The organism is Mesorhizobium sp. M1403, from assembly GCF_040317695.1.
GTDB lineage: Bacteria > Pseudomonadota > Alphaproteobacteria > Rhizobiales > Rhizobiaceae > Mesorhizobium.
Genome location: NZ_JAMYKY010000007.1, coordinates 240,317 through 255,204, shown reverse-complemented (window position 1 = coordinate 255,204; position 14,888 = coordinate 240,317). Strand labels below are relative to the sequence as shown.

Sequence of the window (14,888 nt, the reverse complement as noted above, 5' to 3'; positions counted from 1 at the left end):
AGCTGCGGCGCCTCGCTCAGTCCTGCAACGTTGGAGATTGGCGAAAGCCAGTGTAACGGCCAATCTCCCCACTCGTGGGGGAGATGCCCGGCAGGACAGAGGGGGGCGCGGCAGAACGCGACCTTGCAATTGTCCGTCAACACCGACCTCGGTTTTTATCGCTCGCAACGTATTTTGTTCTTGCTTTGTGCCGGCAGCTACTAATATGGGTATGGTGATGATTGTCACCGGCGACCCGCCCTTGAGGCGGGTTTTTTGTTTCTGGCTTTGAAAGTTTCGGTGTTGCCGGGCTGAGGTTGGCGGGACAGCGCCCTCCTCTGCCCTGCCGGGCATCTCCCCCACTTGGGGGGAGATCAGCTGGCGTCGAGGGTTTCGTCAACGTCCGAGCTGTGGCGGCGTACAGTCTCACGACGTCACTCCCGGCAGCTTTACCGCGCTTGCCGCTTCCACCGCCGCGCCGCTGCGTACCATGGCGATGGCCTTCTCCATGTCGGGATGGAAGTGCCGGTCGTTGTCGAGATGCGGCACCTCTGCCCTGACCAGCCGGCGCACCGCCTCCAGCGCCGCGCTCGAGGCCAGCGGGGCATGGAAATCGCAGCCTTGCGCGGCGGCCAGCAATTCGATGCCGATGACGGCCGTCGCGTTCTCGACCATGCCGATGAGCCGGCGCGCGCCATGCGCCGCCATCGAGACATGGTCTTCCTGGTTGGCCGAGGTCGGGATCGAATCGACGCTGGCCGGATAGGCCTTTTGTTTGTTTTCCGAGACGAGCGCCGCGGCTGTCACTTGCGGGATCATGAAACCGGAATTCAGACCCGGCTTGGGCGTCAGAAAGGCCGGCATGCCCGACAGCGCCGGGTCGACCAGCATGGCGATGCGCCGTTCCGACAGCGAGCCGATCTCGCAGACGGCGAGCGCGATCATGTCGGCGGCGAAGGCCACCGGCTCGGCGTGGAAATTTCCGCCAGAAAGCGCTGTGTCGTCCTCGGCAAAGATCAGCGGATTGTCGGTGACGCCATTGGCCTCGGTGTCGAGCGTATCGGCGGCCTGACGCAGCACGCTGAGTGCTGCGCCCATCACCTGCGGCTGGCAGCGCAGGCAGTATGGGTCCTGCACGCGCTCGTCGCCGACGCGGTGCGATTCACGGATGGCGCTGCCGGCCATCAAATTGCGCAACGCCTCGGCCGTCTCGATCTGGCCGCGATGTTTCCTGAGCAGATGGATGCGTGGATCGAAGGGCGCGTCGGAGCCCTTGGCGGCATCGGTCGACAGCGCGCCGGCGACCAGTGCCGACTGGTAGAGCACTTCCGCCTCGAACAAAGCTGCCAGCGCATAGGCGGTCGAAAACTGGGTGCCGTTGAGCAGCGCCAGGCCTTCCTTGGCGCCCAATGTCACCGGCTCCAGGCCGTGCGAAACGAAGGCGACCTTGGCGGGAAAGCGACCATGCGGGGTAAAACATTCGCCGACGCCGATCATCACCGCGGTCATGTGCGACAGCGGCGCGAGGTCGCCGGAAGCTCCAACCGAGCCTTGCGCCGGCACCACGGGAATAACGTCGTTGGCCAGCATCGCCTCGAGCAGCTCGATCGTCTGCGGCCGCACGCCGGAGGCGCCCTGGGCCAGGCTGGCCAGCTTCAGCGCCATCATCAGCCGGCAAATTGCCACCGGCATCGGCTCGCCGACGCCGGCGGCATGTGACAGCACGATGTTTCGCTGCAGCGTCTCGAGGTCGGCGGCGGGGATGCGCACGCTGGCCAGCTTGCCGAAGCCGGTGTTGATGCCATAGACCGGCTCGCCCTTGGCAACGATCCTGGCGACGGCCTCGGCGCTGGCCTTGATCTTCGGCCGGCAGGCATCGTCGAGCCTCAGTGCGGCGCCGCGATAGATGGCGCGCCAATCGGCCAGCTTGGCATTGCCTGGCCTGAGCTTGAGTTCGGTCATTGTCCCCTCCAGATGCGGGCATGCAGCGGGTTGAAGCCCATGCGGTAGACGAGTTCGGCCGGGCGTTCGACGTCCCAGATCGCCAGATCGGCGGATTTTCCGACCTCCAGCGTACCGGTCTGTCCAAGCAACCCGAGCGCGCGGGCAGCCTCGCGCGTGACGCCGGCAAGGCATTCATCGACGGTCAGGCCGAACAATGTCGCCGCCATGTTCATGGTCAGCAGCAGCGAGGTCAGCGGCGAGGTGCCGGGATTGTTATCGGTGGCAACGGCCATCCTGACGCCATGCTGGCGAAACAGGGCGATCGGCGGCTTCTTGGTCTCGCGGATGAAGTAGTAGGCGCCGGGCAGGATGGTCGCCACGGTTCCTGCCTTCGCCATCGCCGCCGCGCCCGCCTCGTCGGTATATTCGAGGTGATCGGCCGATAGCGCACCATAGCGTGCCGCAAGTTCCGCGCCGTGCAGATTGGACAGCTGGTCTGCATGGAGCTTGACCGGCAGGCCCGCCGCCTTCGCGGCATCGAACACGCGTGCGATCTGCTCGGGCCAAAAGGCAATGCCCTCGCAAAAACCGTCGACGGCATCGGCAAGCCCGTCGGCAGCGACGGCCGGCAAAATCTCGTTGGCGACAAGATCGATAAAGGCGTCCTTGTCGCCTTTTGCTTCGGGCGGCAGCGCATGAGCGCCGAGGAAAGTGGTTCTGACCGTCACCGGCCGCTCACCGCCCAGCCGTCGCGCGGCGCGCAGCGATTTCTTCTCGTTTTCGAGGTCGAGACCGTAGCCCGACTTGATCTCGATGGTGGTGACGCCTTCGGCGATCAGCGCGTCGAGGCGTGGCAGCGACTGGGCGACCAGCTCGTCCTCGCTCGCGGCGCGCAGAGCCTTGACCGAGGAAACGATACCGCCGCCGGCCTTGGCGACCTCCTCATAGGTGGCGCCGGCCAGCCGCATCTCGAATTCATTGGCACGGTTGCCGGCATGGACCAGATGGGTGTGGCAGTCGATCAAGCCAGGGGTGATCCAGCGGCCTTCGCAGTCGGTCGCCTCGGCGTCTTTGCCAAGTGCTCTGGGGCGGAGCGCTGCCGGCATGTCGGCTTCCGGCCCGGCATAGACGATCCGGCCGCTGCGCACCGCGATGGCGCCGTGCTCGACGACGCCTAACCCGGCGCTGCTATCGGCCATGGTCGCGAGGCGCGCATTGCGCCAGAGGCGAAGCTCCCCTGCCCGGTTTTTGCTCTCTCCAGCCATCATCTTTTCCGTTTCAATCGGGAGTTATTATGTATATACATATCAAAAGGCACTGCAAGCGCTATCATCACATGGCCAACCGGGATTTGGAGAAAGACGTGACGGCGATTTTTGCGGAACAGGCACTTCTGCCCGACGGCTGGCGCAGCGATGTGCGGATCGTAATCTCCGACGGCAAGATCGCAACGGCCGAGGCGAATACCTCGCCTCTGCCTGGCGACGAGCGCCATTCTGTCCTTTTGTCCGGCATGCCGAACCTGCACAGCCATGCCTTCCAGCGCGGCATGGCCGGCCTTGCCGAATTGCGCGGCCCTTCCGCCGACAGTTTCTGGAGCTGGCGCGAGGTGATGTACCGCTTTGCGCTGTCGATGACGCCGGACCAGGTCGAGGCGGTCGCAGCGCAGCTCTATGTCGAGATGCTGGAGGCCGGGTTCTCGCGCGTCGGCGAGTTTCACTATCTCCACCACGACCGCGACGGCCGGCCCTATGCCAACATCGCCGAGATGGCGGAGCGTATCATTGCTGCAGCGTCCGAGACAGGCATCGGGCTGACTTTGCTGCCGGTGTTCTACGCGCATTCCTCTTTCGGCGGCGCTGCGCCAAATGAAGGCCAGCGGCGATTCATCAACGATGTGAACCAGTTCTCGCGGCTTGTTGAGAAAAGCCGCGAATCCCTTCGCGCGTTGACTCAGGCTGTCGTCGGCGTGGCCCCACACAGCCTGCGTGCCGTGACACCCGAGGAACTGGAAAACATCACGGCGATGGCGCCGGAGGGGCCGATCCACATCCACATCGCCGAGCAGATGAAGGAGGTCGAGGACTGCCTTGCCTGGTCCGGGGCGCGGCCGGTCGAATGGCTGCTTGCCAATGCCAAGGTCGACCAGCGCTGGTGCCTGATCCATGCTACCCACATGAGCGAAGCCGAGACGATCCAGATGGCGAAAAGCGGCACCGTTGCCGGCCTCTGCCCGATCACCGAGGCCAATCTCGGCGACGGCACCTTTGCCGCGTCGCTGTTCATGCAGCATGGCGGGCGCTTCGGCATCGGTTCGGATTCAAACGTGCTGATCGGCCTGCCGGACGAGTTGCGCCAGCTCGAATATTCGCAGCGCCTCGCCCACCGCGTCCGCAATGTCATGGCGGTGGCCGGCGGATCGACCGGTCGCGCGTTGTTCGATGCGGCGCTCGAGGGTGGCAGTTCCGCGTTGGGCGCCGGCGCCTCGCGGATCACTGCCGGTGCCTCGGCCGATCTCGTCTCGCTCGACGGCAAGCATCCATCGTTGGCGGGCAAGGCAGGTGATGCGATCCTCGACGCCTGGATTTTTGCCAACGGCACCAAGATCGATTGCGTCTGGGTGCATGGCAGGAAACTGGTCAGCGACGGCAGGCATGCAAGACGCGATGCCATTGCCGAGCGCTTCCGCAAGGTGATGACGGCGCTTTCGGCATGAGCATGATCGAGGCGATAAGTGCGGATTCTGGAAGCGCGGACGGCGGCGAGGCCCTTTCGCTACACCAGCGCATCCTGTCGGACATCAGCGAACGGATCCTGTCCGGCGCCTGGGCGCCCGGCCACCGCATTCCGTTCGAGCATGAACTGACGGAAGAATACAGATGTTCGCGCATGACGGTGAACAAGGCGCTGTCGCAGCTGGCCAAGGCCGGGCTGATCGAGCGCCGGCGTCGCTCCGGCAGTTTTGTCCGCTGGCCGCAATCGCAGGCGGCCGTTCTCGAAATCCACGACATCCGGATCGAGGTCGAGGCACTTGGCCTGCCCTACCGCTACGAGCGCGTGGCGGGAAGCAGAAGGCGCAGCAGTGCCGACGATCGCGCCCTGCTGGAACTCGACGTCGCCGGGCCGGTGCTGGCGCTGGAATGCCGGCATTTCGCCGGCAACCGGCCGTTCGCCCACGAGCAGCGGCTGATCAACCTGGCTGCCGTGCCGGAGGCCGCCGAAGAGGCGTTTTTCGATACGGCGCCCGGTCCGTGGCTGATCGGCCGTGTGCCATGGAGTGCGGCCGAGCATCGCATCCGCGCGGTTGCAGCCGACAAGCATATCGCGGCGGCTCTCGACATCGCGACCGGCGCGCCGTGCCTGGTGATCGAGCGGCGAACATGGAGCGCCGAGCACCCCGTCACCCATGTCCGGTTCACCTACGCGGCCGAGAGCCACACGCTGGTGGCGCGGTTCACGCCGTCGCAGGGGTGAGCATTTCAACTGAGGGTCAGACCCCCTCACCCGGATTGCCGACCGAATTGCGAAGGGCATTCGGGGCAATCCGACCTCTCCCCGAGGGGAGAGGAGATCGCTGGTGCCAGCGCCAGTCTCTTCTCCCTCGGGGAGAAGGTGGCCGCGAAGCGGCCGGATGAGGGGGAACCTACGGAGCTGCTCAAATCGCCGCGGTGACAATGATCTCGACCAGATATTCCGGTCCGGCAAGCTTGACCTCGCCGGTGGCGCGGGCCGGCGTGTTGCCCTGCGGTACCCATTTGTCCCACTCGGCGTTCATCTCAGCAAAGGTGCCCATGTCGGCCAGCCAGATGATCGCCTGCAGGATCTTGGTCTTGTCGGTGCCGGCCTTCGCCAGCAATTCGTCGATCGCCGCCAGAATGTCTCTTGTCTGGGCGCCGACGTTTCCACCCGGCTTGCCGACCTGACCGGCCAGATAGACGGTGTTGCCGTGGATGACGATCTGGCTCATGCGCGGGCCTACATCGATGCGACGAATGCTCATTGGATATTCCTTCTCCTCTTGTCAGCTGCGCCTGTTTAGGGGCCGGGTTCGCCGGGGGCAAGGCCGCTCGAGCGGAACCTCTTGAGCCAAGCCAAAGCACACAACAAGACGGTCCGGCCGCAATTCCGCCCGATTGGCTTGTTGACTAATGTAATAACATCACATATCGAATCCGCCCCTGCAGCACCGATCGTCGCCCCATGGATCGTCACATGAGCCAAACCTGCCTGACCTTCCGCGACCTGACGCTGGGCTATAACAGCCATCCTGCGATCCACCACCTCAATGGTACGATCCGCAAGGGGTCCTTGACGGCGGTCGTCGGCGCCAACGGCTCCGGCAAATCGACGCTGATGAAGGGCATCGTTGGCGTCCTGAAGCCGATGGCCGGCGCGGTGATCCGGGCGCCCGGCGTGCGCGCCGCCTACCTGCCGCAGCAGTCCGAGCTCGACCGCTCCTTTCCGGCCCGGGTCGTCGACCTGGTTTCGCTTGGCCTGTGGCCGCGGCGTGGCATGCTCGGCCGCTATACCAGGGAAGATCGCGACTCGGTCAGCAAGGCGCTGATGGCCGTCGGCCTCGGCGGTTTCGAGAAGCGGCCGATCGACACGTTGTCGGGCGGCCAGCTGCAGCGCACGCTGTTTGCCCGCGTGCTGTTGCAGGATGCCGAGCTCATCCTGCTCGATGAGCCGTTCAATGCCGTCGACACGAAGACCGTCGGCGACCTGATCGCACTGATCAAGCGCTGGCATGGCGAGGAGCGTACGATCATGGTGGTCGTCCACGATCTCGACCTAGTGCGGCAGAATTTCCCCGAAACACTGCTCCTGGCGCGCCAGCCGGTCGCCTGGGGCGAGACCAGAGAGACGCTGCGGCCGGAGAATTTGTTGCGCGCGCGCCGCTTCCACGAAGCCTGGGAGGACAACGCGCCATGGTGCGAGCCTGGCGAGCATGATCACAGTGTGCACGATCACAGCAGCCACGAGCATAGCCATGACCATCATCACGGCTCCGGGCCGAGGGCGGCATGATGGACGTGCTTTACGGTCTTTTCGTCGCCCCGTTTGCCGACTACGCCTTCATGCAGCGGGCGCTCGCCGGTTCGATGATGCTGTCGCTCGGCGCCTGCCCGGTCGGCGTGTTCCTGATGCTGCGGCGCATGAGCCTGTCCGGCGACGCCATGGCCCATGCCATCCTGCCGGGTGCTGCCGCCGGCTTCCTGTTTTATGGCCTGGAGATCCTGCCGATGACCATCGGCGGACTGATCGCCGGCATCATCGTGGCGCTCGGCGCCGGCGCCGTCTCGCGCTTCACCATCCAGCGCGAGGACGCCTCGATGGCGGCCTTCTATCTGATTTCGCTGGCGATCGGCGTGCTTATGGTGTCGATCCGCGGCTCCAGCGTCGATCTCATGCATGTGCTTTTCGGCACCGTGCTGGCGCTGAACAACGAGGCGCTGACGCTGATCGGCGGCATCGTGGTGGTGACGCTGGTCAGCCTCGCCATCTTCTGGCGAGCGCTGGTCGCCGAATGCCTCGACCCCTTGTTCCTGCGCTCGGTCAGCCGGATGGGCAGCCCGGTGCATTTCATCTTTCTCGGCCTCGTCGTGCTCAACCTCGTCGGCGGCTTCCAGGCGCTCGGCACCTTGCTGTCGGTCGGGCTGATGATGCTGCCGGCAGCGGCGGCCCGCTTCTGGACCTCGCGCGTCGAGCCGATGTGCGTGCTGGCGACAGTGATCGGCTTTGCCTCTTGCATTGCCGGGCTGCTGTTGTCCTATCATGCGTCGCTGCCCTCCGGCCCGGCCATCATCCTGTCCGCCGGCGTCGTCTATTTCGCCTCGATCCTGTTCGGGACGCGCGGCATCCTGCGCGCCCGCATCATCCATCACCGCCACAGAACTGCCTGATCCCAACGAAGGAGACTTGTCCATGCTGAAATCGATCCGCGCCGCTTTGGCCGTGAGCGTTATAACATTAACCGCCTTTGGCGCATCTTCGGCTTTCGCGGAGCCGTTGAAAGTGGTCGCCAGTTTCACCATCATCGGAGACTTCGCCAAGAATGTCGGCGGCGACCGGATCGATCTGACCACCATCGTCGGGCCGAACGGGGATGCGCATGTCTACGAGCCGAGCCCAGCCGATGCGGTGGCGATGGCCAAGGCCGACATCGTGCTGGTCAACGGCCTGCATTTCGAAGGTTTTCTGCAGCGCCTGGTCGACGCCAGCGCAACCAAGGCGACCGTCGCCGTGCTGACCAAGGGCGTCACGCCGATCAATTTCAAGCCCGAATTCGCCGAGGCCGACGCCCACGCCGATGGTGAGACGGCAACCGATCCGCACGCCTTCCAGTCGATCGCCAATGCCAAGATCTATGTGAAGAACATCGCCGACGCCTTCTGCACGGCCGACGCTGCGGGTTGCGACAGCTACAAGGCCAATGCAGCCGCCTATACGCAAAAGCTCGATGCGCTCGAGGGCGAGGTACAGGCAGCGATCCAGTCGATCCCGCAAGAGAAGCGCGTCGTCATCACCTCGCATGATGCCTTCGGCTATTTCGAGCAGGCCTACGGCTTGACGTTCCTGGCCCCGGAAGGCGTGTCGACCGAGTCGGAGCCCTCCGCCGCCGACGTCGCCAAGCTGGTCAGCCAGGTGAAACAGGACAAGGCGGCGGCGATCTTCGTCGAGAACATCACCAATCCGCGGCTGATCGAGCAGATCGCCAGCGAGACCGGCATCAAGGTGGGCGGCACGCTCTATTCCGATGCGCTCTCACAGCCCGACGGCCCGGCCTCGACCTATATCGACCTGATGCACAACAACATCGCCCAGATCAAAGGCGCGATCCTCGGCAGCTGAGCCGACCGATCCGGTTCATCCAGCCGGGCTGGCGCATGATGCGTCCTGGCGACATGCGGCGTTAGCCCGGCTGGATTTCCGGCATCGAAATCTCTATCTGCGCGGATGGATTTCTTTTCGCGCGGATTGCCGACCGGGTCAGGGAGTGGCAAGACTGCCGCTAACCAGATTGCGAGGACCCCAGCCATGGAATACCGTCAGATCAGCGAGGACTATTCGGTCTCGGGCCAGATCCAGCCCGAGGATGTCGCGACCATCAAGGCCGCCGGCTTCAAGAGCGTGATCTGCAACCGGCCGGACGACGAGCAGCCCGGCCAGCCATCGGCCGACACCGTCAAGGCGGCGGTCGAGGGCGCCGGGCTCGCCTTCCGCTACATCCCCGTCATCAGCGGCCAGATCACGGCCGAGAATGTCGAGGACCAGGCTGAGGCGCTCGACGAACTCGAAGGCCCGGTGTTCGCCTATTGCCGGTCCGGCGCCCGCTGCACCAATCTCTATGGGCTGATCCAGCAATCGAAAGGGTGAGAGGCGTTCCGATCGTTAGTGACGCCGCCGTCTGGCTGTGACCCGCCGCAGCCAGAAGAATGCGACGAGCAAAGCGACGTATAGCGCAAGATCGACGAGCGCAATCGTAGCGACCAAAAGTACGATGAAGCCCGCAAGACATATCGGAAAGCCGACACCGCACCACCAGCGCGCCTTCGGGTGAGTGAGTTCGACCCAGCCATAGGGCCATGAAGGCCAGGGATTGATCCGAAAGCTCAGGTCCAAGGCCTCCGGATTATGCGCGATGTGGATTAGGCTACCAATGGCGTAAGGAACCATCCCGCCTATAAAAATGATGAAACCAGCGATCTGAAAGGTGGTCATGGCTTGAAGTCAAATCGGCAGAGCACCGGTTTCCTTCAGTGTCTCCAGCACGATCGCCGTCTTCACATGCTGCACCGATTCATGCGGGAGAAGCACGCTGTTGACGAATTCCGACAGCGACTTCAGGTCCGGCGTCACCACTTTCAATATATAGTCCATCTCGCCGGTCAGCGCGTGCGCTTCCTGCACTTGCGGCAGCCGCGCCACTAATTCGCCGAAACGCCGCGCATTGTCGCGGTTGTGGGTGGCGAGCGTCACCGAAATGACGTTGACCAGGGAAAAGCCGAGCTTGTCGCGGTCGAGCACCGCCCGGTAGCCCTTGATATAACCGTCCTCCTCCAGCCGCTGGCGACGGCGCGAGCATTGCGACGCTGACAGATTCACTCGTTCCGACAAATCGTTGTTGGTCAACCGCGCGTCGGCCTGCAGCAGAGCCATTATCTTGCGGTCAAACTGGTCAATGCGCGCTTCATCCATGGATTTCGACCCGGTCATGCACAAGTTGCGCATGATCGGAACATTTCAAGCGTTTGAATGCAAGCAATTTGCACTCGCTCCGCGCTATGATTGGGCTCAGATATGGCCGATGCGGCCAATGCCAGATTTCGGGCCAGATTTCGGAGCAATGCCATGGGTCCCTTCCCGCACGACGCACCGCCCGCCAAGATCAGCAAAACCAATCCCGCCGGCACCGACGGCTTCGAATTCGTCGAATTCGCGCATGCCGAGCCGGAAAAGCTCGCCGAGCTTTTCACCCGCATGGGCTACGTGCCGGTGGCCAAGCACCGCAGCAAGGACATCACCGTCTGGCGGCAGGGCGACATCAATTATGTCGTCAATGCCGAGCCCGGCTCGCATGCAATGAAATTCGTCGACAAGCACGGCCCTTGCGCCGCCTCGATGGCTTGGCGTGTGGTCGATGCCAAGCATGCGTTCGATCATGCCGTTGCCAAGGGCGCGACGCCCTATGAAGGCGCCGGCAAGTCGCTCGACGTGCCGGCAATCGTCGGTATCGGCGGATCGCTGCTCTATTTCATCGAAACCTATGGCGAGAAGGGCTCGGCTTACGACGCCGAGTTCGACTGGCTGGGCGAGCGCGATCCCAGGCCGGAAGGCGTCGGCTTCTATTATCTCGACCACCTGACCCACAATGTCTATCGCGGCCAGATGGACAAATGGTGGGATTTCTACCGCGACCTGTTCGGCTTCAAGCAGATCCATTTCTTCGACATCGACGGCAAGATCACCGGCCTGGTCAGCCGCGCCATCACCTCGCCCTGCGGCAAGATCCGCATCCCGCTCAACGAGTCCAAGGACGAGACCAGCCAGATCGCCGAATATCTGAAGAAGTACAATGGCGAGGGCATCCAGCACATCGCCGTCGGCACCGACGACATTTACGGCGCCACCGACAGGCTGGCCGCCAACGGCCTGAAGTTCATGCCGGGCCCGCCCGAGACCTATTACGACATGTCTTATGCCCGCGTGAACGGCCATGAAGAGCCGATCGAGCGCATGAAAAGGCACGGCATCCTGATCGACGGCGAAGGCGTCGTCGACGGCGGCACGACCAAGATCCTGCTGCAGATTTTTTCAAAGACTGTGATCGGGCCGATCTTCTTCGAGTTCATCCAGAGGAAGGGCGACGAAGGTTTTGGCGAGGGCAATTTCCGCGCTCTGTTCGAATCCATCGAGCAGGACCAGATCAAGCGCGGCGTGCTGAAGGTGGACGGCAAGGCAGCGTAGCCAGTTCGGCCGAGGTGCCTTGTGGTTTGATCAGTTATGACCTAAATTCTGGTCATAAAGGATCGAGTCATGAATGTTTCCATTGCCGAAGCCAAGGCCAAATTGTCGGAACTCGTCAGCCGTGCGGAAGCCGGCGAGGAGATCGTGCTCACACGCCACGGCAAGGTGGCGGCGCGTATCGTACCTCCGGCAGTGGCCGAATCCCTGCCGCGTATCGGCGCATTGAAGGGCAAGATCTGGATTGCGGACGATTTTGATGAACTCGGTCCCGAGTGGGATGAGTACGTGAAATGACGGTCGGCCCGTTTCTCGCCGACACACACATCATCCTCTGGTCGATTTCGGACGATCGGCGTCTCAGCGAGCACCACCGCGCTATTCTGGCTTCGGAAGCGGTGGTGTTCGCGAGCGCGGCTAGCGTCTGGGAAATTGCCATCAAACGCTCGATCAGAAAACTCGATGCGCCGGACGACCTGCCAACGCTGCTTCCAAGGATGCAATTTCAGCCGCTCGCCGTAACCTTCCAGCACGCAAACGCCGTCGGCAGCCTACCCCACCACCATGGTGATCCGTTCGACAGACTTCTGATTGCGCAGGCGCAAATGGAGAATCTCACCATCCTTACATCCGACCCGCATTTCGCCAGTTACGATGTGGCTTTGGCATAATTAGCCAAGCAGTTGGTCTCGCAGTCCCAGCCGCTCGACTTCGGCTTTCCTCAACTTAACATCGTAATCGAGGAAGAACTCGTCGAGTTGTGGCGGTTTCACCGAGGTGCCAGACAGCATCGCGTGCACCTGGCCGCGATGATGGATGTCGTGGATGAAGAGATGGGCGAGCAAATCGCCGATCCGCTCCGGTATCATGCCGTCCTCGCGCCGATCAGTGACGACGCGGCGTTCGAGATCGTCCGCCGACAGGCGGTCGCAAAAAGCGATCAGCCGCCGGTCGGCCTCCGCCCGCTTGCCAAAGAGCGCGTCCGCTTCGTCGAAGCGCAAGAACTCATCATAGGCCGCGGCGCCGACGCCGCCCTCTTCGAGAAAATCGAGATAGAGGTGATCGACCGCCAGAATGTGGTTCAGCGTTGCCTTGATCGACGGGAAAAAGCTGGTTCGCTCGGCTTCGAATTCACCAGGCTTAAGCTGCAGTACGGCGCCATAAAGCCGGTCGTTCGACCAGAGATTGTTGCGCGCCATGCGGCGGAAATGGTTCAGCAGGTCCATGACTTCACGCAGCTGACCGGACCAACGACAAGCCTGCCCCCATTAGCAGGAATCCAGCGAGAACAATCAGCAGCAGCCCGATCATGCGCCGCCGCATGCCTTGCGTTTCCTGGTCACGCGCGACGTTCGTGTTGGTGACGGTGTGAAACATCATCGCCTTGCGCGGAAAGCCGCTGCGGTTGGTCAGGCCGGGCGAGCGCGCCTCGATGCGATAGCTCAGCCGGATCGCCTGGATGAAGATCGCCAGCATGACAAGGGCCCAGACACCGCACAGGAGATAGAATGTCTCGCCTGTCATTCTCTTGCCCCCTCGTATTTCTCGACCTTCTGCTCGATGGCGCCGAAGATCGAATGCCCGCCCCTGTCCTTCATCTCGATGCGCACGGTATCGCCAAAGCGCAGAAACGGCGTCTTCGGTTCGCCGGCTTCGATGGTCTCGATCATACGCAACTCGGCGATACAGGAATAGCCGGCGCCGCCCGCCGAGACAGGCTTGCCCGGCCCGCCATCGAGCTTGTTGGAGACGGTGCCCGAACCGACGATGGTGCCGGCGGCCAGCGGCCGCGTTTTTGCGGCATGGGCAATCAGCGCCGGAAAGTCGAAGGTCATGTCGATGCCGGCGTTCGCCCGGCCGAACGGTTTGCCGTTGAGATCGACCAGCAGCGGCAGGCTGACCTTGCCGCCGTTCCAGGCATCGCCCAGTTCGTCCGGCGTCACCGCAACCGGCGAAAAGGCTGATGACGGTTTCGACTGGAAGAAGCCGAACCCCTTGGCAAGCTCGGGTCCGGTCAGGCCGCGCAGCGTCACGTCGTTGACCAGCATGACCAGCCGGATCGCTGCCCGCGCCTCGTCGAGGCCAGCGCCCATCGGCACGTCGTCGACAATGACGGCGACCTCGCCTTCCAGGTCGATGCCAAGGGTCTCGTCGATCATGCGGATTGGGTCGCGCGGTGCGAGGAAGGCGTCCGAGCCGCCCTGGTAGATCAGCGGATCGGTCCAGAAGCTTGCCGGCATCTCGGCGCCGCGCGCCTTCCGCACCAGCTCGACATGGTTCACATAGGCCGAGCCGTCGGCCCATTGGTAGGCGCGCGGCAGCGGCGAATGGGCGTCGTGCTCGTGAAAGCGAGCCGACGGCACCGCATTGTTCTCCAGCGATTCGGCCATGGCGGCGAGATGCGGCGCGATCCGACGCCAGTCATCGAGCGCGGCCTGCAGCGTCCGCACCAGGAACGACGCATCGGTAAACCGCGTCAGGTCGCGCGAGACGACGACGAGTTTTCCGTCGCGCGTCCCGTCCTTCAAGGTGGCAAGCTTCATGCGGTTTCCTCTCCTGGCGCAGCTTTGGTGCTGCTTTGATTTTTGTTCTAGGCATGATCTCGTCCGAAAACCGGTTCCCACTTTTCGGGATCATGCTCCAGCCCCACAACAAGGCCGTCGCGGGCGATCGTCAAGTCGCCGGCCCATGTTTTCCTGACGGCGGCGATCCAGTCGGCCTCGCCGATCTCGGGATCGTCGGCGGGAATGAGGTGGTTGAGGACCAGCCTTTTGACGCCTGCATCACTGGCGATGCGGCCCGCTTCCTCGGCAAAGCTGTGGCTGGCAAGCAGGTGTTCCCTCAGTCTTGCACCGTTGCCGGTCTTCGCGACCAACCTCTCGATGCCCTCTTCCAGCATGGCCTCGTGGACCAGGACGTCGGCGCCTTCGGCGAAATCCGACAATGGCGGAAAGAACGCCGTATCGGACGAGAAGACGATGCTTTGCCCGGCTTGCTCGAAGCGCAGCGCAAAGCAGTCCGTCACCGGCGGGTGGTCGACACGCAAGGCCGATATTTTGAGACCGCGCTCTTCCGCCACCTGGCCTTCACCAAACTCGACAATCGAGACCAGGTCGCGGAGATCCGGCCGCCCTTCGTCGGCGATGCGGATCTCGATGTCGAACTCCATCGCCTGGCAAAAGCGCTGCCAATAGTAGCCGATGCCGGGCGGGCCGAATACGGTGACCTTTGTCCCCAGGCCGGCCGTCCATGCGGTGTGGATCAACGGTCCGAGTTCCAGCACATGGTCTGAATGCAAATGCGTGATGAAGATCAGGTCAAGCGCCTTCAGACTGACGCCGGCATCGGTCAGCCCGCGCGTTACGCCCAGCCCGCAATCGACGACGAGGGTGCGGCCGCCAATCTCCAGCAGCGATGAACTCGGCCACGGTCCGCCCGGCCGGAGCGCCGGACCACCCTTCGAGCCAAGAAGCACCAGACGATCCATCATGCGACGGCGC

Annotated in this window: 19 protein-coding genes; 10 read left to right on the top strand and 9 right to left on the bottom strand. The window is 63.3% G+C overall.

Features of this window, described 5'->3' with window-relative positions; translation table 11 throughout:
* The coding region (locus tag NKH01_RS15455) for a hypothetical protein (protein ID WP_353020909.1) at positions 1 to 204 on the top strand (204 nt) is incomplete at its 5' end.
* A 201-nt stretch (positions 205 to 405) separates the two neighbouring features.
* Here NKH01_RS15455 and hutH read toward each other — a convergent pair.
* Together hutH and hutI are read right to left on the bottom strand one after the other, a co-directional pair.
* Positions 406 to 1,941: a histidine ammonia-lyase gene (gene hutH / locus NKH01_RS15450; RefSeq protein ID WP_353020906.1), complete on the bottom strand. Its 1,536-nt coding sequence runs from the start codon at positions 1,939 to 1,941 to the stop codon at positions 406 to 408.
* Positions 1,938 to 3,188 (bottom strand): imidazolonepropionase, encoded by a 1,251-nt coding sequence (gene hutI / locus NKH01_RS15445; protein WP_353020904.1) that lies wholly within the window; start codon positions 3,186 to 3,188, stop codon positions 1,938 to 1,940. Before hutI ends, hutH begins: the two co-directional genes overlap by 4 nt.
* Before the next feature lie 98 nt (positions 3,189 to 3,286).
* On the opposite strand from hutI, the gene NKH01_RS15440 reads away from it, so the two are divergent.
* Both NKH01_RS15440 and hutC read left to right on the top strand, forming a co-directional pair.
* Complete coding sequence (locus NKH01_RS15440; RefSeq protein WP_353020902.1) at positions 3,287 to 4,639, top strand: formimidoylglutamate deiminase; 1,353 nt, start codon at positions 3,287 to 3,289, stop codon at positions 4,637 to 4,639.
* A complete protein-coding gene (gene hutC, locus NKH01_RS15435) occupies positions 4,636 to 5,397 on the top strand; it encodes a histidine utilization transcriptional repressor HutC (RefSeq protein WP_353020900.1) in 762 nt (253 codons plus the stop codon). The genes NKH01_RS15440 and hutC overlap by 4 nt, the downstream gene beginning before the upstream one ends.
* Before the next feature lie 181 nt (positions 5,398 to 5,578).
* Here the strand turns inward: hutC and NKH01_RS15430 are convergent, their stop codons facing one another.
* A complete protein-coding gene (locus tag NKH01_RS15430; RefSeq protein ID WP_353020898.1) occupies positions 5,579 to 5,923 on the bottom strand; it encodes a RidA family protein in 345 nt (114 codons plus the stop codon).
* Between the two features lie 212 nt (positions 5,924 to 6,135).
* Between NKH01_RS15430 and aztA the strand changes: the two genes are divergently transcribed.
* The 4 genes from aztA to NKH01_RS15410 all read left to right on the top strand — a co-directional run bounded on the left by aztA (position 6,136) and on the right by NKH01_RS15410 (position 9,300).
* Positions 6,136 to 6,951 (top strand): zinc ABC transporter ATP-binding protein AztA, encoded by an 816-nt coding sequence (gene aztA, locus NKH01_RS15425; protein WP_352481273.1) that lies wholly within the window; start codon positions 6,136 to 6,138, stop codon positions 6,949 to 6,951.
* Positions 6,951 to 7,826 carry a zinc ABC transporter permease AztB gene (aztB, locus tag NKH01_RS15420; RefSeq protein WP_352481316.1) on the top strand — a complete coding sequence of 292 codons (876 nt, stop codon included), beginning with the start codon at positions 6,951 to 6,953 and terminating at the stop codon, positions 7,824 to 7,826. The genes aztA and aztB overlap by 1 nt, the downstream gene beginning before the upstream one ends.
* 22 nt (positions 7,827 to 7,848) lie before the next feature.
* A complete protein-coding gene (gene aztC, locus NKH01_RS15415) occupies positions 7,849 to 8,775 on the top strand; it encodes a zinc ABC transporter substrate-binding protein AztC (RefSeq protein WP_023717198.1) in 927 nt (308 codons plus the stop codon).
* 186 nt (positions 8,776 to 8,961) lie between these two features.
* Positions 8,962 to 9,300, top strand: coding sequence for a protein tyrosine phosphatase family protein (locus NKH01_RS15410; protein WP_023674411.1), 339 nt, complete (start codon positions 8,962 to 8,964; stop codon positions 9,298 to 9,300).
* Positions 9,301 to 9,315: 15 nt separating this feature from the next.
* Here NKH01_RS15410 and NKH01_RS15405 read toward each other — a convergent pair whose 3' ends face one another.
* Positions 9,316 to 9,645: a hypothetical protein gene (locus NKH01_RS15405; RefSeq protein ID WP_352640018.1), complete on the bottom strand. Its 330-nt coding sequence runs from the start codon at positions 9,643 to 9,645 to the stop codon at positions 9,316 to 9,318.
* 9 nt (positions 9,646 to 9,654) lie between these two features.
* Positions 9,655 to 10,122: an Lrp/AsnC family transcriptional regulator gene (locus NKH01_RS15400; RefSeq protein WP_023717197.1), complete on the bottom strand. Its 468-nt coding sequence runs from the start codon at positions 10,120 to 10,122 to the stop codon at positions 9,655 to 9,657.
* A 153-nt stretch (positions 10,123 to 10,275) separates the two neighbouring features.
* Here NKH01_RS15400 and hppD point away from each other — a divergent pair, with 153 nt between their 5' ends.
* The 3 genes from hppD to NKH01_RS15385 all read left to right on the top strand — a co-directional run bounded on the left by hppD (position 10,276) and on the right by NKH01_RS15385 (position 12,059).
* On the top strand, positions 10,276 to 11,391 hold the full coding sequence (hppD, locus tag NKH01_RS15395) for a 4-hydroxyphenylpyruvate dioxygenase (protein WP_353005560.1): 1,116 nt from the start codon (positions 10,276 to 10,278) through the stop codon (positions 11,389 to 11,391).
* A 69-nt stretch (positions 11,392 to 11,460) separates the two neighbouring features.
* Positions 11,461 to 11,685, top strand: coding sequence for a type II toxin-antitoxin system Phd/YefM family antitoxin (locus tag NKH01_RS15390; RefSeq protein ID WP_023717195.1), 225 nt, complete (start codon positions 11,461 to 11,463; stop codon positions 11,683 to 11,685).
* On the top strand, positions 11,682 to 12,059 hold the full coding sequence (locus tag NKH01_RS15385; RefSeq protein WP_023717194.1) for a type II toxin-antitoxin system VapC family toxin: 378 nt from the start codon (positions 11,682 to 11,684) through the stop codon (positions 12,057 to 12,059). Before NKH01_RS15390 ends, NKH01_RS15385 begins: the two co-directional genes overlap by 4 nt.
* Here NKH01_RS15385 and NKH01_RS15380 read toward each other — a convergent pair whose 3' ends face one another.
* The 4 genes from NKH01_RS15380 to NKH01_RS15365 are packed head-to-tail and all read right to left on the bottom strand — an operon-like array spanning position 12,060 to position 14,878.
* Positions 12,060 to 12,614: a DinB family protein gene (locus tag NKH01_RS15380; protein ID WP_023717193.1), complete on the bottom strand. Its 555-nt coding sequence runs from the start codon at positions 12,612 to 12,614 to the stop codon at positions 12,060 to 12,062.
* Positions 12,615 to 12,618: 4 nt separating this feature from the next.
* Positions 12,619 to 12,912 (bottom strand): hypothetical protein, encoded by a 294-nt coding sequence (locus NKH01_RS15375; protein ID WP_023717192.1) that lies wholly within the window; start codon positions 12,910 to 12,912, stop codon positions 12,619 to 12,621.
* The gene (locus NKH01_RS15370) at positions 12,909 to 13,931 is read right to left on the bottom strand and encodes a fumarylacetoacetate hydrolase family protein (RefSeq protein ID WP_353020892.1); all 1,023 of its coding nucleotides are present in this window, start codon (positions 13,929 to 13,931) and stop codon (positions 12,909 to 12,911) included. The genes NKH01_RS15375 and NKH01_RS15370 overlap by 4 nt, the downstream gene beginning before the upstream one ends.
* Positions 13,932 to 13,978: 47 nt before the next feature.
* Complete coding sequence (locus NKH01_RS15365; RefSeq protein ID WP_352909529.1) at positions 13,979 to 14,878, bottom strand: MBL fold metallo-hydrolase; 900 nt, start codon at positions 14,876 to 14,878, stop codon at positions 13,979 to 13,981.
* Between the last annotated feature and the right edge of the window lie 10 nt (positions 14,879 to 14,888).